Source organism: Rhizobium sp. YS-1r, from assembly GCF_000757525.1.
Lineage (GTDB): Bacteria > Pseudomonadota > Alphaproteobacteria > Rhizobiales > Rhizobiaceae > Neorhizobium > Neorhizobium petrolearium.
This window is the reverse complement of record NZ_JPYQ01000001.1, coordinates 468094-492673: the sequence shown is the minus strand read 5'-3', so window position 1 is coordinate 492673 and position 24580 is coordinate 468094. Positions and strand designations below refer to the sequence as shown.

26 protein-coding genes are annotated in these 24580 nt (G+C 62.6%); 15 read left to right on the top strand and 11 right to left on the bottom strand.

All coding sequences use genetic code 11. The features are described 5' to 3' along the window. Window positions 1-24 precede the first annotated feature (24 nt). Entirely contained in the window at window positions 25-1260 is a 1236-nt protein-coding gene (gene pepT / locus JL39_RS02250) for a peptidase T (RefSeq protein WP_037145647.1), read from the bottom strand. Between the two features lie 214 nt (window positions 1261-1474). Here pepT and JL39_RS02245 point away from each other — a divergent pair, with 214 nt between their 5' ends. The 6 genes from JL39_RS02245 to JL39_RS02220 all read left to right on the top strand — a co-directional run bounded on the left by JL39_RS02245 (window position 1475) and on the right by JL39_RS02220 (window position 7924). Then, a complete protein-coding gene (locus JL39_RS02245; RefSeq protein ID WP_037145645.1) occupies window positions 1475-2485 on the top strand; it encodes a substrate-binding domain-containing protein in 1011 nt (336 codons plus the stop codon). Between the two features lie 37 nt (window positions 2486-2522). Continuing rightward, a complete protein-coding gene (locus JL39_RS02240; RefSeq protein WP_037145643.1) occupies window positions 2523-3800 on the top strand; it encodes an extracellular solute-binding protein in 1278 nt (425 codons plus the stop codon). 90 nt (window positions 3801-3890) lie between these two features. Continuing rightward, window positions 3891-4742, top strand: coding sequence for a sugar ABC transporter permease (locus tag JL39_RS02235; protein WP_037145641.1), 852 nt, complete (start codon window positions 3891-3893; stop codon window positions 4740-4742). Next, window positions 4739-5584 carry a carbohydrate ABC transporter permease gene (locus tag JL39_RS02230; protein ID WP_052182594.1) on the top strand — a complete coding sequence of 282 codons (846 nt, stop codon included), beginning with the start codon at window positions 4739-4741 and terminating at the stop codon, window positions 5582-5584. The genes JL39_RS02235 and JL39_RS02230 overlap by 4 nt, the downstream gene beginning before the upstream one ends. Before the next feature lie 12 nt (window positions 5585-5596). Further along, a complete protein-coding gene (locus JL39_RS02225) occupies window positions 5597-6655 on the top strand; it encodes an ABC transporter ATP-binding protein (RefSeq protein ID WP_037145639.1) in 1059 nt (352 codons plus the stop codon). A gap of 18 nt (window positions 6656-6673) precedes the next feature. Next, window positions 6674-7924: a trehalase family glycosidase gene (locus tag JL39_RS02220; protein WP_037145637.1), complete on the top strand. Its 1251-nt coding sequence runs from the start codon at window positions 6674-6676 to the stop codon at window positions 7922-7924. Window positions 7925-8097: 173 nt separating this feature from the next. Here the strand turns inward: JL39_RS02220 and JL39_RS32360 are convergent, their stop codons facing one another. From JL39_RS32360 to JL39_RS02195, 6 genes are all read right to left on the bottom strand, one after another. Continuing rightward, window positions 8098-8490: a transposase gene (locus JL39_RS32360; RefSeq protein WP_244446819.1), complete on the bottom strand. Its 393-nt coding sequence runs from the start codon at window positions 8488-8490 to the stop codon at window positions 8098-8100. Further along, complete coding sequence (locus tag JL39_RS32355; protein WP_244446818.1) at window positions 8420-9025, bottom strand: hypothetical protein; 606 nt, start codon at window positions 9023-9025, stop codon at window positions 8420-8422. The genes JL39_RS32360 and JL39_RS32355 overlap by 71 nt, the downstream gene beginning before the upstream one ends. Before the next feature lie 246 nt (window positions 9026-9271). Beyond that, window positions 9272-10483, bottom strand: a complete 1212-nt coding sequence (locus JL39_RS02210; RefSeq protein WP_037145635.1) for a c-type cytochrome — start codon at window positions 10481-10483, stop codon at window positions 9272-9274. Further along, window positions 10480-12246, bottom strand: coding sequence for a GMC family oxidoreductase (locus JL39_RS02205; protein WP_037145633.1), 1767 nt, complete (start codon window positions 12244-12246; stop codon window positions 10480-10482). Before JL39_RS02205 ends, JL39_RS02210 begins: the two co-directional genes overlap by 4 nt. 13 nt (window positions 12247-12259) lie before the next feature. Continuing rightward, the gene (locus JL39_RS02200; protein WP_037145631.1) at window positions 12260-13012 is read right to left on the bottom strand and encodes a gluconate 2-dehydrogenase subunit 3 family protein; all 753 of its coding nucleotides are present in this window, start codon (window positions 13010-13012) and stop codon (window positions 12260-12262) included. Window positions 13013-13145: 133 nt separating this feature from the next. Continuing rightward, window positions 13146-13961 (bottom strand): IclR family transcriptional regulator, encoded by an 816-nt coding sequence (locus tag JL39_RS02195; protein WP_052182620.1) that lies wholly within the window; start codon window positions 13959-13961, stop codon window positions 13146-13148. A gap of 216 nt (window positions 13962-14177) precedes the next feature. Between JL39_RS02195 and JL39_RS02190 the strand changes: the two genes are divergently transcribed. The 4 genes from JL39_RS02190 (at window position 14178) to JL39_RS02175 (ending at window position 19027) form a co-directional block, all read left to right on the top strand. Beyond that, window positions 14178-15593 (top strand): DHA2 family efflux MFS transporter permease subunit, encoded by a 1416-nt coding sequence (locus JL39_RS02190; protein WP_037145629.1) that lies wholly within the window; start codon window positions 14178-14180, stop codon window positions 15591-15593. Between the two features lie 146 nt (window positions 15594-15739). Continuing rightward, window positions 15740-16195 carry a MarR family transcriptional regulator gene (locus tag JL39_RS02185; protein WP_037145627.1) on the top strand — a complete coding sequence of 152 codons (456 nt, stop codon included), beginning with the start codon at window positions 15740-15742 and terminating at the stop codon, window positions 16193-16195. Next, the gene (locus JL39_RS02180; protein ID WP_037145625.1) at window positions 16182-17921 is read left to right on the top strand and encodes an MFS transporter; all 1740 of its coding nucleotides are present in this window, start codon (window positions 16182-16184) and stop codon (window positions 17919-17921) included. The genes JL39_RS02185 and JL39_RS02180 overlap by 14 nt, the downstream gene beginning before the upstream one ends. A gap of 32 nt (window positions 17922-17953) precedes the next feature. Further along, window positions 17954-19027, top strand: coding sequence for an HlyD family secretion protein (locus JL39_RS02175; RefSeq protein ID WP_037145623.1), 1074 nt, complete (start codon window positions 17954-17956; stop codon window positions 19025-19027). A 152-nt stretch (window positions 19028-19179) separates the two neighbouring features. Here JL39_RS02175 and JL39_RS02170 read toward each other — a convergent pair whose 3' ends face one another. Together JL39_RS02170 and JL39_RS02165 are read right to left on the bottom strand one after the other, a co-directional pair. Continuing rightward, the gene (locus JL39_RS02170) at window positions 19180-20544 is read right to left on the bottom strand and encodes an ATP-binding protein (RefSeq protein ID WP_037146107.1); all 1365 of its coding nucleotides are present in this window, start codon (window positions 20542-20544) and stop codon (window positions 19180-19182) included. Beyond that, window positions 20544-21260 carry a response regulator transcription factor gene (locus JL39_RS02165; protein ID WP_037145621.1) on the bottom strand — a complete coding sequence of 239 codons (717 nt, stop codon included), beginning with the start codon at window positions 21258-21260 and terminating at the stop codon, window positions 20544-20546. The genes JL39_RS02170 and JL39_RS02165 overlap by 1 nt, the downstream gene beginning before the upstream one ends. 294 nt (window positions 21261-21554) lie before the next feature. Here JL39_RS02165 and JL39_RS30735 point away from each other — a divergent pair, with 294 nt between their 5' ends. The 5 genes from JL39_RS30735 (at window position 21555) to JL39_RS02145 (ending at window position 24075) form a co-directional block, all read left to right on the top strand. Further along, the gene (locus tag JL39_RS30735; RefSeq protein ID WP_227705299.1) at window positions 21555-21770 is read left to right on the top strand and encodes a hypothetical protein; all 216 of its coding nucleotides are present in this window, start codon (window positions 21555-21557) and stop codon (window positions 21768-21770) included. 78 nt (window positions 21771-21848) lie between these two features. Beyond that, window positions 21849-22775 (top strand): sterol desaturase family protein, encoded by a 927-nt coding sequence (locus JL39_RS02160; RefSeq protein ID WP_037145619.1) that lies wholly within the window; start codon window positions 21849-21851, stop codon window positions 22773-22775. Beyond that, the gene (locus tag JL39_RS02155) at window positions 22772-23035 is read left to right on the top strand and encodes a cysteine rich repeat-containing protein (RefSeq protein WP_037145617.1); all 264 of its coding nucleotides are present in this window, start codon (window positions 22772-22774) and stop codon (window positions 23033-23035) included. The genes JL39_RS02160 and JL39_RS02155 overlap by 4 nt, the downstream gene beginning before the upstream one ends. Before the next feature lie 24 nt (window positions 23036-23059). Next, window positions 23060-23722: an SH3 domain-containing protein gene (locus JL39_RS02150; RefSeq protein WP_037145615.1), complete on the top strand. Its 663-nt coding sequence runs from the start codon at window positions 23060-23062 to the stop codon at window positions 23720-23722. Window positions 23723-23733: 11 nt separating this feature from the next. Beyond that, window positions 23734-24075, top strand: a complete 342-nt coding sequence (locus JL39_RS02145; protein WP_037145613.1) for a hypothetical protein — start codon at window positions 23734-23736, stop codon at window positions 24073-24075. Between the two features lie 70 nt (window positions 24076-24145). Here the strand turns inward: JL39_RS02145 and JL39_RS02140 are convergent, their stop codons facing one another. Together JL39_RS02140 and JL39_RS02135 are read right to left on the bottom strand one after the other, a co-directional pair. Further along, window positions 24146-24358, bottom strand: a complete 213-nt coding sequence (locus JL39_RS02140; protein ID WP_037145611.1) for a hypothetical protein — start codon at window positions 24356-24358, stop codon at window positions 24146-24148. Between the two features lie 10 nt (window positions 24359-24368). Next, entirely contained in the window at window positions 24369-24548 is a 180-nt protein-coding gene (locus tag JL39_RS02135; RefSeq protein ID WP_037145609.1) for a hypothetical protein, read from the bottom strand. Between the last annotated feature and the right edge of the window lie 32 nt (window positions 24549-24580).

Genomic DNA, 24580 nt, shown 5'->3' with positions numbered 1-24580 from the left:
TGCTCCTGTCACAGCCTGGCGCTTTTACGCCCGCTCCTCCCATAGCCTGGCGAGTTCGACGATCGTCTTCACCGCCTTTTCCATGTCCTGGCTGCTGACGAATTCGAGCGGCGAGTGGAAAGCGTGGCCGCCGGCAAAGATATTGGGGCAAGGCAGGCCCATGAAGGAAAGCCGCGAGCCGTCCGTGCCACCGCGGATCGAGCCGCGCACGGGCTCCATGCCGGCCCGGCGGATCGCTTCGACCGCGTATTCGACGATCTCCGGATGTCTGTCGAGCACCACCTTCATGTTGCGGTACTGTTCCTTCACGGTGAAAGTGTAGGTGGAGCCCGGATAGCCGGCCATCACGTCATTCGTGATCTTTTCAAGCAGCGCCTCCTTGGTTTTGAGGCCTTCCTCGTTGAAATCGCGGACGATGAAGGAAAGGTTCGCCTTTTCCATCACGCCGGAAATGCCGGTCGGATGGATGAAACCGTCGCGGCCCCTGGTCGTCTCCGGCGCCTGATCCTTCGGCAGGCGGTCGATGATCGCACCGGCGATCCTGATGGCATTCTCCATCTTGCCGTAAGCGAAGCCCGGATGCATGGCGACGCCCTTGATGGCGATCTCCACGGCATCGGCAGAAAAGGTCTCGTCCTCGATCGTGCCGGCCGTTTCGCCGTCCATCGTGTAGCCAAAATCGGCGCCGAGCTTTTTCAGGTCGACCTTGTCGACGCCGCGGCCGATCTCCTCGTCGGTGGTGAAGAGGATGCGGATCGCGCCGTGCTTGATGTCCGGATTGTTGATGAAAAATTCGGCGGCCGACATGATCTCGGCGATGCCGGCCTTGTCGTCGGCGCCGAGCAGCGTCGTGCCGTCGGAGGTAACGATATCGTGGCCGACGAGGTCCTTCAGCACCGGATGCTCGGAAACCCTGATCACCTGGGTCCTGTCGCCGACAAGCTGTATGTCGCCGCCCTGGTAGTTCTTCACCACCTGCGGCTTGACACCCGTGCCGGAAAAGTCCGGCGCCGTATCCATATGGGCGGTGAAACAGATGACGGGGACGTTGTTCTTCGAGGTCGTGGCCGGGATCGTCCCGTAGACATAGCCATGCTCATCGAGATGCGCGTCGGTCACGCCGATCGCCAGCAGTTCCTCGGCCAGCAGCCGTCCGAGGTTCTTCTGTTTCTCCGTAGAGGGCTGGCTCGGCGACCGGGCGTCCGACTGGGTATCGATGACGACATAACGGAGAAAACGATCGGTAACGCTATCGGCCATGACTGGAGATCCAACGATTGAAAACAGGAACAGTCGATTTGTAGCGAGGCAGGACGCCGGCGTGAATGGGGTCACCGGAATAATCCTCACCGCCGACCCGCCCGCTTTCCCCCGCAAATCTTACTGACCAAGGCGGCCTATAGCGACCCAAAACGTTTTGGCTTGACTCCCAAAACGTTTTGGATGATCCTTTCCTCAATTCGGGAGGAAGATCTTGGCCAATTTGAAGCAGCTTGCGCAATCGCTTGGACTGTCGATAACGACGGTATCGCGTGCGCTCGACGGCTATTCGGATGTCTCGGCGGCAACCCGCGAGCGGGTCCGCGAGGCTGCCGACAAGGCGGGCTATCGGCCGAACGCGTCGGCCCGGCGCCTTCGCAGGCAGCGCGCCGAACTGGTTGCCGTCACGCTTCCGAGCGATCCCGGCCATATCGGGCCGCCGCACTTCCTAGACATGCTCTCCGGTTGCGCCGAACATCTGGCCAGTGCCGGGCTTAATCTCGTTATAGCACCCGTGCCGCGCGGCGAGAGCGAGCTCGAAATCTGCCGCCGTTTTGTCGATGGCCGCCGCGTCGATGCCATGCTTCTGGTCCGCACCAAGCGACATGACGAGCGCGTCGAATTTCTGCAGTCGCGCGGCATTCCCTTCGTCACCAACGGTCGCACCGAAAGCCCGGTCCCCCACCCCTATATCGACGGCGACGGCCTTGCCGGTTTCCACGCCGCGACCCAGCGCTTCCGGGCCGCCGGCCATCGCCGCATCGGCCATATCGCCGGGCCGCAGGAATATTATTTCGCCCATGTGCGCCGCATGGGCTGGCAATCCGCCATGGACGAAGCCGGCCTTGAAGCCGACCTCTGCGCCGAGGGGGCACCGACGGAACAGGGCGGTTATCTCGCGGCGCTCGAACTGCTGCGCCGGCCATCACGCCCGACCGCGCTCGTCTGCGCGACGGACGAGATGGCGATGGGCGCGCTTCGGGCTCTGAGGGAAATCGACGGCGGAAGCCAGATCAGCATCGTTGGCCATGACGATCTGCCGATGGGCGCCTATACGAGCCCTTCGCTTTCGACCATGCGGATGACCGGCGAGAACCTCGGCACGAATTTCGCCTCGCTGCTCTTGCGCGCCATCGCCGGAGAACCGGCCGAAGAGCTCCAGGAGCTTCACGCGATCGAATTCGTCGATCGCGACAGCCATCGCCGCCCGCCCGTGGCGGCATGACAGCAGTACCCAGACAAGAACAATGAAGGAGGAGAATATGAAACGCCTTTTATCGCTTGCCGTTTTCGCTTCGACCGCCCTGGCACTCGCCACTCCGGCGCTTGCCCAGATGGTCTTCCTGTCCACCCAGCTTCGCCCGATCGAGGAAGCCACCGCCGTGCGACAGGAAATCCTGAACGGCGTGGACGCGAAAGTCGATTACGTCGTCGAGGAGCCACCGCAGTTCGCGGTACGCATGGAGGCCGAGCGCCAGGCCGGCAAGCATACGATCAGTCTCGTCGGCGCCCTGCATGGCGAGCTCTCGCCGCTTGCAGACAAGAATTCGCTTGAGCCGCTCGATGACCTTGCCAAGACGCTCGCCGCCAACGGCATGCCGCAATCGCTGCTCGACCTCGGCAAACTCGGCAAGTCGACGCAGCAGTACATTCCGTGGATGCAGGCAACCTATGTCATGGCCGCCCATAAGGACGCATTGCAATATCTGCCGGAAGGCGCCGATATCAACGCGCTCACCTACGATCAGTTGATCGCCTGGGGCAAGAAGATGGAGGAAGCGACCGGCCAGCCGCAGATCGGCTTCCCGGCCGGCCCGAAGGGGCTGATGGCACGCTTCTTCGAAGGATATTTCTATCCCTCCTTCACCGGCGGCGTGGTGCGCACCTTCAGGAACGCCGATGCCGCCGCGGGCTGGGAGAAATTCAAGGAACTCTGGACGGTCGTCACGCCCACCTCGACCAATTACGACTTCATGCAGGAACCGCTTGCTGCCGGTGAAGTCATGGTCGCCTGGGATCACGTCGCGCGACTGAAGAATGCGATCTCCGCGAGCCCCGACGACTATGTCGTCTTCCCCGCACCGGCCGGCCCGAAGGGCCGCGGCTACATGCCGGTCGTCGCCGGTCTCGCCATTCCGAAGGGCGCGCCGGACGCGGCAGGCGCCACAAAGGTCATCGAACACCTGGCCGCCCAGGACACGCAGTTGCTGACCGCCCAGCTCGTCGGTTTCTTCCCGACGCTCAACGTCCAGCTGCCGGAAGACCTCGACAAGGGGGTTGCCCTGCTCGCCGGCGCCGTGACCGCCACACAGTCGGCCAAGGACGCGGTGATCTCGCTTCTGCCGGTCGGCCTCGGCGACAAGGGCGGGGAGTTCAACAAGGTCTATATGGACAGCTTCCAGCGGATCGTTCTGCGCAACGAGCCGGTCGCCGACGTCCTGAAATCGCAAGGCGAGACCATGGCCAAGCTGATGGCCGACACCAAGGCTCCCTGCTGGGCTCCCGACGCCAAGAGCGACGGCCCCTGCCCGGTCGAATAAGCCTCCCAAGGCAACCTGAGCGGTCCGGGCGTTGATGCCCGGGCCGCACGCGATCCTAAATTACACACGACGCCTGCAAGGCGGGAGCCGATGACCAATAACCGAACCTGGATCCCCTATCTTCTGATCCTGCCGTCCGTCGCCTTCCTGGCCCTGCTCTTCGTCGTGCCGCTCGTACAGACGATCTGGCTGGCGTTCTCGGACAACGGCCTGCCATCGCTTGCCAATATGCGCACGATGGCGGGTGACCTCAATTTTCTCCCCTCGGTCCGCAACACGTTCCTCCTGACCATCGCCGTTGTGCCGGTTCAGGTGGTGATCGCGCTTGTCATGGGCACGCTGGTGGCGAAGGTCGGCGCCGGCCGCGAGACTATCCTCTGGATCTGGACGATCCCGCTCGGCATCTCCGATCTTGCTGCCGGCATGGTGTGGCTGTCGATCCTCCAGAATACCGGCTATCTCAATTCGCTGCTCTTCAGCCTCGGCCTGATCGAGCGCCAGACAAGCTGGCTCACCTACCAGACACCCATCGCGCTTTTCATCGGCATCGCTGTCGCGGAAATCTGGCGCGGCACGGCGATCGTCATGGTCATCATCGTCGCAGGTCTCAATCAGGTTCCGAAAGAATTCAAGGAAGCCGCCGAGATCTTTGGTGCCGGGCCCTGGACGCGTTTCTTTCGCATCACGTTGCCGCTCATCCGCCCGGCGCTGCAATCGGCACTCATTCTGCGCACCGTACTCGCCTTCGAGGTCTTCGCGGTTGTCTACGCACTCGGCGGCCGCAATTTTCCGGTCCTGGTCGGCGAGGCGTATACTTGGCAGAACCAGAACCAGAATTACGGCGTGGCCGGCGCCTATGCCGTGCTGATCATGGTGATCTCGCTTGCCGCGACCGTCGTTTATCTGAAAGCCATAAAGGTCGATCCGGAGCGCCTGCCATGAGTTCCAAAACCATGAGCACTACAAGTCCCGCAGGTTTCGTCTCGTCTCGCCGCTGGCTCGTCTGGAGCGGCATCATCGCACTTTGCGCCTGGGTGCTCGTGCCGATCTATCTCGTCGCGCTCGGGGCGCTCGGCGGCCGCCAGGGCGTCTATCAATGGCCGAAAACCGGCCTGCCGACCGGCATCTCGATCGAGCCGTTCCTCCTGTTCCTCAGGACGGAAGGCGTCGTGCAGTCCTTCCTGAATTCGTTGGGTGCTGCGGGCATCACGGTGGCGCTTTCGATCATCCTCGGCGCACCGGCCGGTTATGCGCTTGCCCGCTACAATTTCCACGGCAAGGACAGCTACCGGCTGCTGGTCCTGCTGACGCGCGCCTTCCCGCTGGCGATCCTGGCGCTGCCGCTCACGGTCTCCTTCATCCGGCTTGGCCTCTATGACACGATCATCGGCGTCGGGCTCATCCACACGGTGCTGGCGCTGCCGTTTGCGGCGCTGGTGACGCAGGGCATTTTCCTCGGCGTTCCAAAAGAACTGGAAGAGGCGGCCTGGGTGTTCGGCTGCACGCGAATCCAGGCATTTTTCAAGATCGTCGCACCACTGGCGCTTCCCGGGATTGTCGCAACCGCCGTCTTCGCCTTCGTCATCTCGTGGAACGAGGTTTTTGCCGCTTCCGTGCTGACCGTGAGGAACCGCACGCTGACGGCCTATCTCTTGACGGTGCTTTCCGAAAGCCCAATGCACTATCGCTTCGCCGGCGGGCTGTTGCTCATTCTTCCCTCGGTTGTCTTCATCTTCGCGGTCAGGCGCTACCTCTTCGCGATCTGGGGCATTTCCTCCAAATAACAGGACCTAGTCATGGCCAACATTGTCATCGACCGCATCCGCAAGAGCTTCGGCTCCTTCGAGGCGCTGAAGGAGGTTTCGCTGACGATCAACGACGGCGAATTCGTCTCGCTGCTCGGCCCCTCCGGCTGCGGCAAGACCACGCTCCTGCGCATCATCGCCGGCCTCGAAACCGCAACCTCGGGAGACGTCCGCATCGGCGACAGGTCGGTGATCGGCCTGCTGCCGAAGGATCGCGGACTGGCCATGGTCTTCCAGAACTACGCGGTCTTCCCACATATGACCGTCTACGAGAACGTCGCCTTCGGGCTTCGCATGCAGAAGGCCGACGACGCGCGGGTGAAAGCGCAGGTCGAGAAGGCCGCCGGCCTGCTCCATATCGAGCAATATCTCGATCGCTACCCGAACAAGCTTTCCGGCGGCCAGCGCCAGCGCGTTGCGGTCGCTCGCGCGCTTGCCGTCGAGCCAAAGGTCCTGCTGATGGACGAGCCGCTCTCCAATCTCGACGCGCTGTTGCGGCTTGAAATGCGCACGGAACTGAAGACCGTCCTGCAATCGGCTGGCACGACGACGATCTATGTCACGCATGACCAGACGGAGGCCATGGGCCTGTCCGACCGCATTGCCGTCATGCACAACGGCGTGGTCGAACAGGTCGGCACGCCGGTGGACGTCTACAATCATCCGGCGACGCGCTTCGTCGGCGGCTTCATTGGCAATCCGCCGATGAATTTCATCAAGGTGCCGGTCTCGAACGGTCAGGTGGCGGCGGGTGCCGAACAATTTGTGGCACCGAAGGAAGCAGTCGGCGAGGTCGTCCTCGGTCTGCGCGGCGAAGCCGTCGAACTGGTCCCCCTCCCCCAGGGGCTCGAAATGAAGGTTCGCGTCGCCGAGCCGATGGGCTCGCATCTGCTTCTGACCGGCTCGATTCACGATCAGCCTGCGCGTGTCATCCTGCCCGCGTCCGAGACTGTCAGGAGCGGCGACACGATCGGCCTCAAGCTCGACCGCAATCGCATCACATGGCTTTCGCCCGAAAGCGGCAAGTCCTATCCGGCCGTCGCGGCCTGAGAATCCTGGAGTACCGGCATGAATACGCATATCGATGAGGCCAAACGGATTCTCGTCACCAACGACCGCGGTGGCTATACGGTGCCGACCGACCGGCTCTATCCCTTCCAGTGGAACTGGGATTCCGCCTTCGTCGCCATGGGCTTCGCGCTCTACGACACCGATCGCGCCTACCGGGAGCTCGAGCGCCTCGTCGAGGGCCAGTGGGCGGACGGCATGATCCCGCATATCGTCTTCCACCAGCCGAGCGATACTTATTTTCCCGGACCGAGCGTCTGGCGCACCAAGCACACGATCCCGACCTCCGGCATCACCCAGCCACCGGTCTTTGCGATCGCACTGCGCAAGCTGCACGAAGCCGCAGGCAACAAGGACCGCACCCTGCCGCTCTATGAAGCGGCGTTGAAATGGCATCGCTGGTGGTATTCGGCGCGCGATCCGGAAGGCACCGGCCTCGTAGCGCTCCTTCACCCCTGGGAAAGCGGCAGCGACAACTCGCCGGCCTGGGATGTCGCGCTCGCCCGTGTGCCGACCACGACCGACACGCCCGTCGTGCGCAAGGATACCGGCCATGTGAATGCCGAGATGCGCCCGCGCGACGAGGACTACAGGCGGTTCATCCATCTAGTCGACACCTATGCCGCCTGCGGCTGGGACCCGGCGAGACAATGGGAAAAGGCGCCCTTCAAGATCGCCGAGATCCAGACCACCGCAATCCTGCTCAAGGCCGGTGAAGACCTGGAATATCTTGCCCGCCTGTTCGGCAGAACGGAAGACGCAGCCGAGATCGCCACCTTGAACGAGCGGACCCGCCAGGCAATACTTGCCCAATGGCGTCCTGCCCTCTCCCGCTTCGTCTCCCGCGACCTGATCTCCGGCGAGGATGTCGAGGCCGCAACCCAGGCCGGTTTCATCCCGCTCCTTGCACTCAACCTCGACAGGCAAATTGCGGATGCGCTGGTCCATGAGATGAAGGCTTGGTCGAAGGGACTAAGAGTTGCTTTTCCGACCACCAAGCCGGGCATCGCAGGCTGGGAGCCGAAGCGCTATTGGCGCGGCCCGGCCTGGGCGATCATCAACTGGCTGCTGATCGACGGGCTGAAGCGCAACGGCCATACCGAAGCGGCAGAAGAGCTTCGCAAGTCGACGACCGCGGCGATCGAGACGGAAGGTTTCGCCGAATATTTCGATCCGATCACCGGCGAAGGCTGCGGCGGCCTCGGCTTCTCCTGGACGGCCGCCGCCTATATGTGGCTGATGAAGGCTTGATCATATCTTTAAATGAGACGGTCGCCGACCAGGCGCCTCAGTTTGTCGATAACGGCCCGCCGCCTTTCCTTCGTCATGCTCGTCCTCGGGTTTAACCCGAGGATGTCCCGAGCATCTAAGCCATTGATGTTGCAGATCCTCGGGACAAGCCCGCGCAACTGTGTTGTTGGTTGTCAAGGCTGGAATGCTTTGTTGTCCCGGATGGCGGCCTTGAGGGTGGCGAGCAGGCGTCTTGCGACGGCGATGACGACAAGCTTGGCAGGCTTTCCCTTTTCGCGCATGGCCGTTGAAACGGCCTTGAACGGACCGCAGCGGCAGGCGGCGAGAGCGGCCATGTAGAGTGCATCGCGCACTCGTTTGCGCCCGCCCCAGATGCAGCGTCTGCCGTGCATGGCGCCGGTGCCGCAGGCCAATGGCGCCAATCCGGCAAGCGCGCTGATGGCACGCCGATCCCGATGCCCGAGCTCGGCATGTGGGCCAGGAGAACCTTTGCCGTTACCGGTCCGACGCCGGACAGAGGATGGCCTTTTGTCTGCGCAAGGCAGGCGACGAGGCCATGAGCGCATCCATTCGTGCCTCGATCATCTCGATCTGCCGGTCGAGGGCTTCGATGACCTGGTGCAGGCTCTCCTCGAGCCAGCCGGCATGCGGCTGGGCCAGGCGGATACGCGCGCGCTTGCGCATCTCCACCAATTGGTCACGGTGTTCCATCAGGTCGCGCAGTTCCAGCCGCTCCGGCTCCGGTCGCACCTGTGCCGGCAAGTCCATCGTCACGCCATAGCGCGCAGAATGTGGGCATCGACCCGGTCGATCCTGGCTCCTGGCCAGGAAACCGGAGGCCTGGGCAAACTGACGCGCCTTGCGTGGGTTGGCCTGGTGGAAGGGCTGTCCGGCTTCATGCAGCCGAAGGCACAGAGCCCGATCGTAACGACCGGTCGCTTCAAGGCCACAGAAGCCCTGCCGTCCGCCCAGCTGTGCCAGGAAGGCATCGTGCCCTTTCGCGTCGTTGGAAAACCGGCTTCGTCGGCCAGTCGGATGAAGAAAGCAATCCAGCCATTGTTTGGAAACGTCGATCCCGACGATGCAAGATGCTATCGTCATGAGGCCCGTCCTTATCCTGCGGGATCGCCGCGCCAATGGCCTCCCGATCAACTGTTCGGGTGACAGAAGTCGAAACGGCAGCCTACCGGGCTCGGCCACCGTTTCTCACTACCAAAGATGACCAAGGTACGCTCCCGACCCCCTCAATCTAACAAATCGACACGGCCAGCATAGATAAGGATGACGTGGAAAACTGGTGGCGGGTTGTTAGCGGTCTCTGACGCCTCGCCGGCGCCTGGTTGCGTTTCAGCGACGGCTGGCGATGTCGGAGGCCTGTACCGCGGGTGCGGCATTGCCCCAACTGTTGCGGATGTAAGTCAGCACGTCGGCCACCTGCTGGTCCGACAGCCGCCAACCGAGCGACGGCATCGATGGTTGCGTCTTTGCTTCCGGCGTATGCACCCCCTGGCTGCCGTTCAGTACGAGGCGGACGAGCGTTTCCGCACTCGGCTGCTGCACGATCGCACTTCCCGCCAGCGCCGGGAAAAGCTGGCGCGCGCCTTTCCCGCCGCCGCCGTGACAGGCCGAACAGGTGTCGTGGTAGATCGCAGCACCCGCCGTCATATGCGGATCGCTGGCAGCGACCGGTTGCGGCTTGTCGGCCGAGCCGCCCTCGGTGCTCTTGAGGTAGGTCGCGATCGCTTTCACATCAGCGTCGGTCATCAGCGAGGTCGAGGCCTGGATCGCCTCGGCCATCGGACCGGATGCGATCGTATGGCCGTTCGCCCCGCTCTTCAGGTATTGGACGATCTCATCCTCGCTCCAGCTGCCGATCCCGATATAGGGATTGCCGGTGATGTTCGGCGCATACCATCCCTGCAGCGAAGCGCCCTGCAAAGCTTCCGTGGTCTTGTCCGCGCCGAGAAATGTCTTCGGCGAATGGCAGGTGACGCAATGGCCGGGTCCCTGGACGATATAGGCGCCGCGGTTCCATTCCGGCGATTTCGACGGGTCGGGCTTGAACGCGCCGCCTTCGAAATTGATCATGTTCCAGCCCAGCATCGAAAGCCTGATGTTGAACGGGAACGGCAACTGGTTGGCATCGACCGGGTTGAAGACCGGCTCCACGGTGCGCAGATAGGACCAGAGGCTGGAAATATCCTCATCCTTCATCTTCGTATAAGCGGGATAAGGCATGGCGGGATAGAGCCTCTTGCCGTCGTGCCCGATGCCCGCCTTCAGCGCCCGATGGAAATCCTCCTCCGTCCAGTTGCCGATACCGGTCGCCTTGTCCGGCGTAATGTTCGGCGGGATCAATTGCCCGAAAGGCGTTTCGAGCGGAAGACCGCCGGAAAGCGGTTTGGCTCCCGGCGCGGTGTGACAGGCAGCACAGTCCGCCAGGATCGCCTGATAACGGCCGCGGATGATCTTGGAAGCATCGTCCGGTGCCTGCGACAGTGCCAGTCCTGCAGAAAGCACGGCCGTGGCAAGTGTGAGGGAAAAAGCGATCTTCTTCATGCCGTCACCAGAGGCTGACCGGGGGTACGGAGATATTGCTGGCGGATGGCATCTGCCGCGTGGAAGGCGAGCGCGCCCACCGTTCCGGTCGGGTTCTTACCGGCATTATGCGCGAAGGCGGATGCACCGACGACGAACACATTGGGCACGTCCCAGCTCTGCAGGTATTTGTTGACGGCGCTGGTTGCAGGACTATCCCCCATGATCGCCCCGCCGGTATTGTGGGTGCTCTGGTAGGGAACCGAATCCCAGCCCTTCTTGCGCCTGTTGACGACGTATTGTCGCCCGCCGAAGGTCTTGGCGATCTCCTCCAGCCGATCCGAAACCCAGTTCGACATGCGGATGTCGTTATCCGGGAAATCGAAGGTGATCCTGAGCAGCGGTCGTCCGAACCGGTCCGTATAGGTCGGGTCGAGGTCGAGATAGTTGCCGCGGGTCGGATAGCTCGACCCCTGGGACGAAAAGCCGAGCGTTGCCTTGTAGGCCTTTACCGTTGCCTGTTTCCAGGCCGACCCCCAGCGCGGCGTGCCGGGCGGCGTCGGGCGGGTCGAGATCGGACGCCCGTTGGTCGGGATGCAGTTGACGCCCGCACCGCCGACGAAATCGAGCGGACCGTGATCGACGACGTCACCGTTGTAGTCGTCCAGCGTCTGGCCGAGTGCGCCGGCGGCGATGAACGGATTGAAGTTCTTGTCGTCGAAGAAGACCTGCGCACCGGAATTGGTCTGGTAGCAGTAGTTCCGTCCGACCGTGCCCTCGCCCGTGTTCGGATCATAGATCCGGCCGATGCCCGAGAGCATCATTAGCCGGACATTGTGCAGACCGTAGGCACAGAGCAGCACGAGGTCGGCCGGCTGGAAGAATTCCTCACCGGACGTGTCGACATAGGTGACGCCACGGGCTTGCGCCTTCGAAGCGTCGAGATCGACATGCAGCACTTCCGAGTCGGTGCGGACCTCGAAATTCTTCTTTTTCATCAGGACCGGCAGGACGGTCGTCTGGGCGGAAGATTTCGAATAGTTGGCGCAGCCAAAACGTTCGCAGAAGCCGCACACGGTGCACTGGCCCATGGCGATGCCGAGCGGGTTGATATAATCCTGCGACAGGTTCGCCGAAGGCGTCGGAAACGGATGCAGGCCCATCGATCTGGTGACCTCGGCAAACAGCGTGGGCGCATAGGTCATCTGCATCGGCGGCAGCGGATAGTCGCGGGCGCGCGGGTCCTCGAATGGGTTGCCGCCCTCCTGGATCCGGCCCTTGATATTGCCTGCCTTGCCGGAAATGCCGGCGAGGTGTTCGAAGCGGTCGAAGGCGCTCTCCATCTCCTGCGCCGTGACGCCCCAGTTCTGCAATTGCAGTTCGGCGATCTTGCCGGCTCCATATCGCTCGCTGAGGTGATCGGCGATGCGGAAATCGGTATCCCAGAACCGCCAGGTATGGCCGTTCCAGTGCACGCCGGCACCGCCGACGCCGTTGCCGGGCAGGAAGGAGCCGTAGTCGCGCATCGGCAGCGCCGTCTGCGACGTGTTGTTACGCATGGTCATCGCTTCGACGACCGGCTGCAGGAAGAGGTCCTTGCGAATGGCGTATCGCAGCTCGTCCTGGGCATAGCCGATGTTGAAATCCGTGGCCGTATCGCGCCAGGGGCCGCGTTCGATGGCGACTACGTCAAGTCCTTCTTCGGTCAGTTCATGGGCAAGGATGGCGCCCGTCCAGCCAAGGCCGACGATGACGACGTCCTTGCGGGGTAGAATTGTGGTCATGATCTTTGCGTCCCTACCTGGTGATCCATTCCGTCGAGCCTGCGATTGAAACCGGAGGCAAGGGATAGGGTTGGTTATGTTTCGTCACGTGGTCGCGATAGTCGTATCGCGCACCGGGGAACCCCAGCATCTTCCACGAAGCCATGTCCTTGTTGCCGCCATAGATCGGATCGGCGAAGAAGCCTTCCATCGTATTGCTCAGCATCAGGTTGAAGAAGGATTTCGCGTCCAGATGCTCGGAAATGCTGATCTTGCCGGCCTCGAGATCCCTGAGCACGGCGTCCTGCTCGTCCGGCGACAGTTCGGAGAAGCGCTTGCCACCCTTGTTGTCCCGCGTCCAAGCGTTGAGGCCTGCAAGACCGGCCCGGTAACGTTCCGCCGGCGTTTCCGGCTTCTGGTATCCCTGCGTCGGCAATCCGGGAAGAAAGGGGCCGCCGGTGTAGAGACGGCTCGACGCGCCGTAGGAGCCTGCGAGCTGCCGGTCCAGATAGACGACGCATCCGGCCTCCTTGCCGCCGATCGACAGATCGTCCACCGGGACCAGCCGATCGACGACCGCCTCCATGGTTGCGACCTCCTCCGAGGTGAAGAACAGCCAGCCTCCCGGCCTCACCTGTACCGGCGGATCGGCGGAACGCGCCTCCCACGGCAGGCTGCCGGAAATGCTGCGGGCAAGCACCGGCGCTGCGGAGCCGGCAAGAACGGTAAATGCGACAGAAGACAGGAATTGGCGCCGCGTCGGGCGCTTGGGACAGCGGGTTTCCATGAGACCTCCCCAGGAAGAAAAGGTCGGTGACGCGTCAGGACAGACGTGCGCCGAGATGATCGAACCGAACGGTTCAACGTTTCACCTAGGGCATTCGACGCCGCCGACAACCCCCTTTTTCGACAGTAAATCGTCAGAGTTCTCCGGAGCCCAACGAACCGCGGTATCCGAGGCGGACGGAAATTGCCCGCGCCGTGGAAAGCAGCGGCTCGACAAGACCGTTGAGGTTCCTTAGCGACAGACGCTGGACCGGTCCTGCGATGGCGACCGAGCCGACCACTTCCGATTGGGCGTCGTAGATCGGCGCTGCGATGGCGCGCATGCCGAGTTCACTTTCCTCGTCTTCGATCGCGTATCCCTGGCGGCGGACGTTGGCAAGCAGCTTCCGGAACCTGTCCGGATCGGTGACCGTCTTCGGCGTGCGGGCCGGCATCGGCGCCGTCGTGACGGTGGCGGCGTGGTTCTCCGGCTGGAATGCGAGGATCGCCCTGCCGGCCGCCGTGCAATGATAGGGCACCCGCATGCCCATCTCGGTACTGATGCGCACGGCCTGGCGGGACGCCAGGGTGCGGATATACATGATCTCCCGCCCGGCCGGCACCGCAAGCAGCACCGTTTCGCCCGTCTCCTGGCGCAGATCCGCCAGCAGGGTGCGCGCTTCCGTCGACAGATCCATGCGGTGGCGGACCAGCGAGCCGAGGCCGAAAAGCCCGAGGCCAAGCCGGTAGCGACCGGTTTCCGGATTCTTGTCGAGAAAATCCTCCGCCATCAGGGTCACGACAAGGCGGTGGACGGTGCTCTTGGCAATCCCGAGACGCTTGGCAAGCTCGCTGATGCCAATCTCGGCATCGTCGCCCGAAAAGGCTTTTAGAATCCGGATCGCCATCGATACCGAGGAGAGCCGGGCCTTCTGTCCTTCTTCGTCCACGTCCGGTATTTCCGTTCCCATCGCCACTCCCATCACTACTCCACCGCAGGCGTCCGGAACATGCCGTTGACAGCCCGATCCATGAAGGAATACCATATAATGGACCGTCGTTCCATATAGAAGAACACGCAAGAACGCTCAGGCAGGCGGGCATTCTCCGCGGGGGAGCAGCCTGAGGGTCCGGCAAAGCGGCATTTCGGCGCGTATGATGACGTTAAAGCAGAAGAGAACAATCAATTGGAAACGCGCAAGACCGTGCCGCTGATCGTCGCGTCGGCCCTCATCATGCAGCAGATCGATTCGACCGCGATCACAACCGCCCTGCCTTCGATCGCAGATGCGCTCGGCGAACCGCCGGTCGCACTCCACTCGACGATCACCGTCTACATGCTTTCGCTGGGTGTCTTCCTGCCGGTCAGCGGCTGGTTTGCGGACCGCTTCGGCGCCCGCATCGTCTTCTGCTGGGCGATCGGCCTTTTCACCCTTGCCTCGCTCCTCTGCGCCGCCTCGACAAGCCTGGCAATGCTGATTGCTGCCCGCATGCTGCAGGGCTTCGGGGGCGCGCTGATGCTGCCAACGGCGCGCCTCATCCTCGTGCGCTCCGTGCCGCGCGAAGAACTCGTCTCGGCCATGGTACTGATGAGCATGCCCGCCGTGATCGGTCCCGCGATCGGCCCGCTTTTGGGCGGCTTCATCATCAGCATCAGTTCCTGGCACTGGATCTTCTGGATCAACCTGCCGGTCGGAATCATCGCGATCGCGCTGACATTGATGCTGATCGATGAAATCCCTCCGGTCGAACGTACCGCTTTCGATTTTACCGGCTTTGTCCTCACGGGCATCGGCATCGGCGCGGTCATCTTCGGTCTCGATTCCTTCGCTCGCGGGATGAATGCCGGGCCGCTGATCCTGACTGCGACGGGCCTGGCCGCGCTCGCGCTCTACATCCTGCATGCGCGCCGGACCAAAGATCCGATCCTCGATCTGAAGCTCTTCCGCCATCCCACATTCCGCGCCAGCCTTGCCGGCGGGTCGCTCTTCCGGATCAGCATGGGCGCGCTACCCTTCATGCTGCCGCTCCTGATGCAGGAAGTGTTCGGCTACACGCCGTTGCAATCCGGCGCCATCACCTTCGTTTCGACCATCGGCGCCTTCGGCATGCGAACGATCACCAAGCGCATCCTGCACCGTTTCGGCTTCCGCAGCGTGCTCTTCTGGAACGCGCTGATCGCCAGCTTCTCCATGGCTCTCTGTGCGCTTTTCACGCCCGGCACTGCGCCGGTAATCATGATCGTCGTCATTCTGATTGCGGGTTTCTTCCGCGCACTGCAATTCACCGCGCTCAACACGATTGCGTTTGCCGAAACGGACGAAGCGGAGATGAGCCACGCGACCTCGCTCTCGCAGATGGCGCAGCGCATCGCCCAGAGCGTCGGCGTCGCGATCTCGGCGATCCTGCTGCAATTCTATTCCGGCGGCTCGGAAACACTGACGAACCACGCTTTCGCGATGGCCTTCATCATCGTTGCGGCGATCTCGGCCTCGTCCTGCTTTTCCTTCTTCCGGCTCCCGCAGAACGCCGGCGACGTCCTCGCCGGGCGAAAAATGCAGGCCACGGAAGAACGGATCAAGGAAGCCGAAGCGGCAGAGTAACATGACGAGGACCTGGCTCCCTCACGGCGCGGTTTCACCGTCTCTTCCCATCTTCGATGGGGTCCCTTTTCCAATTCCCCTTGAAACGAAATAGTTGGCATGCTAAGTATCAATAAGAAACTTAGCGCACTAACATTAAGCACCCAATGAAACCTGATCCGATCAGCTCCGAATTCCTGGAATCGCTCACCAAGGTGAGCCGCAAGATTCGCACGGCCTTCAATCAGCAGGTCACGGCGCATGGGCTCACCTATCCCCGCGCCCGCACACTGCTGCGGCTTTCCAAGAAGCAGAACATGACCCAGAGCGAGCTTGCCTGCGAGCTGGAACTGGAACAGGCGACCATGGTGCGGCTTCTCGACCGAATGGAGGAAAACGGTCTCATCGAACGCCGGGCGGACGCCAGCGACCGCCGCGTCAAGCTGATCGTGCTGACCCCCTACGGCGAGGAACAGGCCGCGCTCGTGCAGTCGATCGGCGAGGGCCTGCGCATGCAGGTCTTTGCCGATATCGACCCGGAAGAGCTGCGTGCCAGCATTGCCCTTTTCGAACGCATCTCGGCCAATGTCGCGGAAATGGACGATATCCATGTCCCCGCGTGAAGTTGCAGCGAGACAAGAGGATGCAGTGATCATACGGCCGGACTTCAGCGGGCACGCGAAGCCGGCCGAACCCGCTCGTCTCTCCGAAACGCAGTCGGAGCCGGTTGCTGCTCCCGCGTCCCCCGTGGCTCCGGCGCCGGCTGCCTTCGTACCGAAATCGCCCGCGATGACGGTCGCCTACATCGTCGCCGGCACATTGATCGCGCTGACCCAGGGACTTGGGTTGAGCTTCATCTCCACCAACCTGCAGCAGATCGCCGGCCCGATGAGCCTCACCCAGGTCGAAACCACCTGGCTGATGGCAGCCTATCTCTTTCCCAACGCCAGCCTGACGCTGCTGCTCTTCAAGGTGCGCGCCCAATACGGCCTGAGGAATTTCGCCGAGGTGGCAGTCGTCGCCTATGTGCTCGTCTGCCTCGCCCACTTCTGGGTGGACAGCTATCATAGCGCCTTGGTCCTACGCTTCTTCGCGGGTGTCGCCGCGGCTCCCATGACCTCGCTCGGCTTCCTCTACATTCTCGAGGCCATTCCGCCAGCGAGGAAGATGAACATCGGACTGTGTATTGCACTGACGGCGCTTGCCATCCCGGCTCCCATCACCGGACTCATCTCGCCGACGCTGCTGGATCTTGGCGATTATCACGCGCTCTATGTGGTCGAGATGGGGCTTGCCATGGTCTCGCTCGGCCTCGTCTACCTCCTGCCGCTCAATTCCCCGCCCCGCGCGAAGGTGATCAGCAGCCTCGACGTGGTGAGCTACATCTTCCTGGCGATTGCGCTTGGCTGCTTCGCGGTCGTCCTCACGGTCGGCCGGCTCTACTGGTGGACGGCCACAGACTGGCTCGCCCTCCCGATCATCGCCGGAATCATCGCGTCGGCCATCTTCGCAATGATCGAACTCAACCGGAGAAACCATCTGGTCGACATCCGCTGGCTTACCTCCCGCGAAATCCTGCATTTCACCGGCGCGTTGCTGGTCTTCCGTATCGCGCTTTCGGAGCAGTCGAGCGGCGCCATCAACTTCCTGCGCAATGCCGGCATGCTGAACGAGCAGATGGCCGGCCTCTATTGGGTCATCCTCGCCGGTTCGATCGTCTCCGGGATCGTCTGTGCCGCCATCATGAAGCCGGGCCGGGCATCGGCGATCCATGCAGTCTCGCTGCTCTTCGTCGCCATCGGCAGCTATATGGACAGCCGGTCGACGACCCTCACCCGGCCGGAGCAAATGTATGTGAGCCAGTTCCTGGTGAGCTTCGCAAGCGGCCTTTTCCTGCCGCCGGCGCTTGCCGTAGGCATGGGCGCGGCGCTGAAGCGCGGCCCGAGCTATATCCTCTCTTTCATCGTCGTCTTCCTCGCCACGCAGAAGATCGGCGGTTACCTTGGCAGCGCGCTCTACGGCACGTTCGTGCAATGGCGCGAGCAGTTCCATTCCTTCCGGCTCGTCTCGCAGCTCACGTCCACGGATCCGCTGGTCGCAGCCCGGTTGAAACAGCTCGGCGGCGCCTACGGCAAGGTGCTGACCGACCCGAACCAGCAGACGGTTCAGGGCACTGCGCTCCTTGCAAGACAGGTGCAGCAACAGGCTTATGCGCTCGCCTATAACGACTCCTTTCTGCTCACCGCATACCTGTCGCTCGCGGCATTCGGCTGCCTCTGCGTTCACGTCGCCTGGCGCAACCGCGAACATTTCCTCCCGAATTCAAACCCGATGCCCGCAGCCGCCTGAAGGACATTCAAGAAGAACAGAACGCTATTGCCATGACCAAACTTTTTCGTTCCATCGCCACCTACGTGGCCATGATCGCCGGTATCGCCGGCGTATTCCTCGTGCTTTACGCCTGGAACCTGCCGCCCTTTCACGGCTCGGTCGAGATGACCAACGACGCCTATGTGCGCGGCCAGGTGACATTGCTCAGCCCGCAGCTTGCCGGCTATCTCGTGGACGTACCCGTGCAGGACTATCAGAGGGTCAAGAAAGGGGACCTCATCGCCCGGATCGACGACCGCATCTATACCCAGAAGCTGGAGCAGGCGAAGGCAACGCTTGCAGCCGCCGAAGCCGCGCTCGCCAATTCCGAACAGAGCCACAAGTCGGCGGAAGCCAAGATCGCCTCTGCCAAGGCGGCAGTGGAAAGCGCCAATGCCGCTCTCGAGGTTGCCCGGACGACCTACGAGCGCACCGAAGGCCTTCTGGAAAAGAACATCGCCAGCCGGAGCGAAGCCGAGAAGAACCGCGCGGCCTTCAACCAGGCGCAGGCCGCGGTGCATCAGGCGGAAGCCGCCGAGCTCGTCGCAGAACAGGATCTGAACACGATCGTCGTCAGCCGCCGTTCCCTGGAAGCCAGCGTCGAAAGCGCCAAGGCCGCTGTGGAGCTCGCGGAGATCGATCTGGCCAATACACGCATCACAGCGCCGCAGGACGGCACGCTCGGCGAGATGACGGGCCGGATCGGCCAGTACGTCTCGGTCGGCACGCAGATCGGCTCGGTTGTGCCCGATCATGTCTGGGTGGTCGCCAATTTCAAGGAGACCCAGCTTGCCGGCATGCGGCCGGGGCAGGAAGTCGTCTTCACCGTCGATGCTCTCGGGCATCAGAAATTCGCAGGCCGGATCGAACGTTTCGCGCCGGCCACCGGGTCAGAATTCTCGGTCATCAAGGCCGACAACGCCACCGGCAATTTCACCAAGGTGGCCCAGCGCATTCCGGTCCGGATCGCCATCGAGCCGCAACAGCCGCTGACCGACAGGCTCGTCCCCGGCATGTCGGTGATCGCAAGCGTGAACCTCGCGCAAACCAGCACGGCTCTTGCCCAGGCTGCAGAATTCGACTGATCGCTGCCCGCAATCGAACTCTGCCATGTCGGCGATCCGACGGAGAACGCCCCGCGCCGCAGTTCAGCTTATGGCAGCGCAGGGCGTTTATGCTCGTCTCAAAACCCCTCTGCCCACTCTGAGTTGCACAGTCTTGATAATCAAGGCAGGCTTCAGCTCCGAAACAGCGGCAACCGCACGATGATCCTCGCTCCGCGGACCGGAGCATCGTCGATCGCCAGTGTTCCGCCATGCGCCTCCACCAAATTGCGGGCCACCGCAAGGCCGAGGCCGGCCCCACCGGTCTTGCGAGCGCGTGATGTTTCGAGCCTAACGAAAGGCTCCATCAGGATTTCCCGCTGGTCGCTCGGAATACCTGGCCCCTCATCATCGATCGTCAGCCGCAGCCATTCTCCTTCAACCATCAGCCTCAGATGTGCCGCGCCGCCATATTTCAGTGCGTTGTCAATCAGGTTCGCGAAAATGCGCCTGAGTGCCAGCCGGTCGCCTATCAGAAGTGCGGTTTCAGCTGCAGTCTCCGGTGCAGCCTCGGCTGGCAAGACAGCCAAGGTGACGCGCCCTCCGGTCGCCCGGCGGTCGGCGACCTCTGCCTCCAGTAACGGCACGATGTCGAAAAGCTCCTCGTCCAATGCACCGACTCCGGCACGACCGGCAAGCATTGCATTGTCGAGCAGTTCGATCATGTCGTTTATGTCGGCCACGGCTTTCTCCCGCACCACTTCGTCCGGGATATGTTCCAACCGCAGCCTGAGCCGCGTCGCAAAGGTCCGCACGTCGTGCTGTATGCCGCCAATCAGAGCGAGCCTTGCCCTGACGATCGCATGAAGCCGCGTCTGCAGCCGCTCAAAGGCATTGACCAGTGCTCGCGTTTCGGGTGCGGCGCCTTTCAGCTTCGGCAAGGGAACCGGAGTACCGGTCGGATCGATCCTGTCGACGGCTGCGGCCAACCGCGTCAGCGGGCGGATCTCACGGTGGAGGGCGATCATGGCCACGAGTCCGAAAAGCGTACCGATCAGGCCGGCGCCGAGCCCCACCGGCAGGCCGAACCACGTGACGATGAAGGGCGTGCGAGTCTCCATGACCAAGACCCGCTCCGGCGAAAGCCGGACACGGAACTGGATGGGATTCACCACGCCCTTGAAGAGAAGCGGCCGCCTGATCCGGCGCCCCTGCGTGAGGAGGCGGATCGAAAGAAGATCTTGGCCCAGCACTTCGCGATAAATCCGATATTCGGTATTGTCCCATAGATCTGTAGTCTCTCCGGGCGGCAAGTCGGTCCCGGTGATCCGCACATCGAGGACCGGTGAACTCGCGGCATCGATCAGCAAGGGCCACCGATCCTCCGGCTCACTCTTCAGAAGCGTGGCAATCGCTGCGATTTGCCCGGGAGGAGGATTGGAAGTCGTTCGACTGAGGCCATTCGCCAGATAATAAAAGGAGATCAGCGCGATCCACAGGGCCAGCAAGCCTGCGCCGCCAATCGCGATCAACCTCCGGGAAAGGCTTAAGCCCAACATCACGTCACCTGACGCACCGGCACCGTCAGCAGGTAACCTCCGTTGCGAACCGTATTGATGAGATTGCTGCCGGGACTTGCCGCATCCAGTTTCCTGCGCAGACGCGAGACGAGCAGGTCGACCGTCCGATCAAAAGGATCGGCCGTACGGCCATGGGTCCAGTCGAGGATCTGGTCGCGCGAGAGCACCCGGCGCGGCCTCAGCACGAAACAGGAGAGAAGCTCGAATTCGCCGCTCGTCAGCGGCACCAGACCGTCTGGCTCCGCTTCAAGCTGCCGGGCATCGAGATCGGCGACGAAACGGTCGAAGGCGAAGCGACGGCTCGGCGGCTGGAAGGGTTGCGGCGAAGCCCGTCGCAGAAGCGCCCGGACGCGCGCCAGGAGCTCGCGCGGGCCGAAGGGCTTGACGAGATAGTCGTCGGCACCGAGTTCCAGACCCACGACACGATCGGTCTCGTCACTTTTCGCCGTCAACATCAAAATCGGCAGCGGCCGCGTGGCGCGAACGCGGCGGCAAACTGAAAGGCCGTCTTCGCCGGGCATCATAAGGTCGAGGATCATCAGGTCGGGCTCGCGGCGGCGGAGGATTTCGTCCATGGCGCGGGCATCCTCCGCCGTCTCCACGGCGTAACCCTCTCGCGACAGGAAATCACCGACGAGCTGCCTTATCTCGGCATCGTCATCGACAATCAGGATGGTGGGCACGAGTCGGTCCATATCGAGACCATGGCGAAGCGGTTTCACGAAATCAAGCGGCGGCGGACCGCCGATACAAAATGCTACAAGCGAAGAACAAAAGCTTACGTTTTGAGAACTGCACGACAAAACCGGCATACATCAGCAAACCATCCTATCCTCGCATCACCGGCCGATTCCCTGCGACCATTGATGTGACGATCCAAACCATACGAGGATGGAACGATGACCAAGACACTCGCCGCCGGCCTGCTTGCCGGCACTTTCGCGCTTCTTTCGGACGGTTAGGCGAATGCCTGGACCCGCGACGGTTCGGTGAGCGGCCCGCGCGGAACCGGCTCTGTGCATGCGAGCGGAAGTTGCACGTCCGGCTCCTGCTCGCGCAGCACCACCCGCACCGGTCCCTATGGCTACAGCATGTCGCGCAGCGGCTCGGCCTCCTGCAACGGCGGCACTTGCACCGGTTCGCGCACCACAACCGGCCCGCGCGGCAATACCGTTACCCGCTCAGGCAGTTTCCATCGTTACTGACTTGAGCAGGCGCCCGGCGGCTTCCTACCCCCTGGCTCAGGCCGCCGGGCGTTCCTGTTGACCAAGCGAGGTTCTTCCATGTTCCAGAGCATCGTCGATCCGTCCGTGCGCGGCGGTATCCTTGTCGTCGCGGCATCCTTCATGCTGCTCGAATACCTCATCGGCAGGCTGGCGCAGCATGATATCCATGACCTGAAGGAATCCGCCGCCTCCTTCGGCGTCGCGTTCATTCACGGCATTCTCCGCCCCGTGGAAGCAGCGATTGTCGCCACGCCCTTCATGCTCGCTTACCGGCATCGCCTGTTCGATATCGACGTCACCAGCGCCGCCGGCGCCCTGGCGCTCTTCCTTGCGGTCGATCTCGTCTATTATTGGCACCATCGGGCCTCGCACCATATCCGCTGGCTCTGGGCGACCCATGCCGTCCATCATTCACCGACGAAGCTCAACCTGACGGCCGCGATCCGGCTCGGCTGGACGGGCAGCATTTCCGGCAATTTCCTCTTCTTCCTGCCGCTTGCCTTTGTCGGCTTTCATCCGCTCGGTATCGTCGCCATGATGGGGCTCAATCTCGCCTATCAGTTCTTCATTCATACCGAGCTTTCGCCCCGCCTCGGGCCGCTCGAATGGGTGCTGAACACACCGGCGCATCACCGCGTTCATCACGCTTCCAATCCCGGCTGCCTCGATAAGAATTTCGGCGGCATCCTGATCGTCTTCGATCGCCTGTTCGGCACATTCGCGGAAGCGCCGGCGACCGAGCCGCTGCGTTATGGCCTGCGTGGCCGCCCGCCATCACTCCATCCCGGCCGGATCGCTCTCGGCGAATGGGCGATGCTCTGGCGGGATTTCTGCCAGGCCCCGAATATAGGCAAGAAGCTCCGCGTGCTGTTCGGACCGGTCGGCCCTCTACCAAGCACCTCGCCCAAGCCGCCGCCGGCCGTCAATGACAGTCTGCCACCCGAAACCAACTCCATCACCAGAACCGAAGGACTATCCCGATGATCCGAAAAATCCTGTTCACCCCGACGCTTCTCGCCCTGTTCTTCGCGACACTTGCCGGTACGGCATCCGCCCAGACGCAGGTCTCGCCCGAGATGCGCCAGATGGCGATTGCGGTCGCACGCGCCTGCCGCACTGATCTCAAGACCTATTGCAACGGTGTCGAGAGGGGTGAAGGTCGTATCGCAGCCTGCCTTAGACAGAATACCGAGAAGCTTTCCTCGCCCTGCCGCACGGCGCTCGCAGACGTGGCGCAGCGCTGACCAAACGCTCTGAAAGGAAGAACCATGTTCAGGAAACTGCTTCTCGCGCTGGCAATGCTGGCGGGCATGTCGTCCGTCGCCGCAGCTGCCACCGCCGCGGTCGCGACCGGCAACGTCAACCTGAGAGCCGGGCCGTCGACCGCCTATCCCGTCGTGACCGTCGTGCCGGTCGGCGCCCGTATCACGACCTATGGATGCGTCGCAGGTTATAGCTGGTGCGATATCTCGCTTGGTGTTTATCGGGGTTGGGTATCGGCGAATTACATCCAGGTCGTTTATCGCGGCGCGCCCGTCGTGCTGACTCCGGTCGTTGCACCCCGTATCGGCATCGTCGTGGTCGGCTACAACCGCGCCTATTGGGACCGCTATTACGTTCGCTATCCCTGGTATCATACCTGGCGCTATCACCCGCCGGTCGCGGCACCACGGGTGAATTCTTTCGACCGGTCGGTGAACTGCGCAAATGGAGCCTGCACCGCGACCCGATCGACTACCGGCATCTATGGCGGCTTAGCCGCCCATACCCGTACCTGCAGCGGTGGTGAATGCGCGGCGACACGCGAGGTCGTCGGTCCGCGTGGCAATACGACATCGCGGGTCCGCAATTGCAGCCGGCCTGATCAGTCCTGCTCCGTTACACGCACAGGCCCGCGTGGCAACACGCGCACCCGCTTGTTCGAACGTTGAGGGAGAGAGCGATGCAATCCCGTTCTGACATGAGGCACAGGCGTATTCCGGGTCTCATCGCCCTCCTCCTCGTGCTGGCCACGGCCGAGCCTTTCACAACTCCCGCTGCAGCGCAGGAACCGGACGATGAACCCTTCGAAGAATTCTGCCTCGCTCCGGACGGCAGCGCGCGGCAGGCCTGCGTCGCCTTCTTTCTGGACGAGGACGGTTACGAGCTTTGCCTGATGGACGAAAGGGAAGGCATCGCCCGCTGCACACGCTCCTGGCATATCGAACCTGACGAAAAGCGCGACAGAGGTTCGCTTCCTCTCGGTTTCGAAGGTCCCGGCCCGGGCGAAGCCATCGAGGCATGAGGAGCGTCCGACACCAGAGCATCACCCTCTCCGCGCAGCCGCGAAGAGGGTGTCCATCCAATGTTGCATATCAATGGGCCGGACGGGTGCCGCCGCCCTTCTTTTCCGCGTCGTGGGCATGGTGGCTGTCGCGTTCCCCGCCACCGCCGGAAACCCGGCTCCGGGATTGCCGGTCGTCATCCGCCGATGGTTTCTCAGCCCTCACCGGCGCTTTGGCATTTTTATGCGAAGCACCGGGCCCGCCTTGGCGGATGCTTGCCGGGGTCTTCTGCGATGTGGACATGGAACAACTCCTATCGGTCTTGCTGATAGCCCTGATGGGTCGTGTTGATCTTCGTATTGCCCTGCTGACCCTGCTTGCCGGGATCATTGGCGGCTTTGATCGTGCCGCGCCTGGTCTCTGCATGGGCCTGTTCGCCAGGCCCCTTGTGGCTCAGGTTATCGGAGGGTGTAGGGGGAAGTCTGCTGCTCATCTCGGGCCTCCTCATGGTCTTCGGTTTCCCAG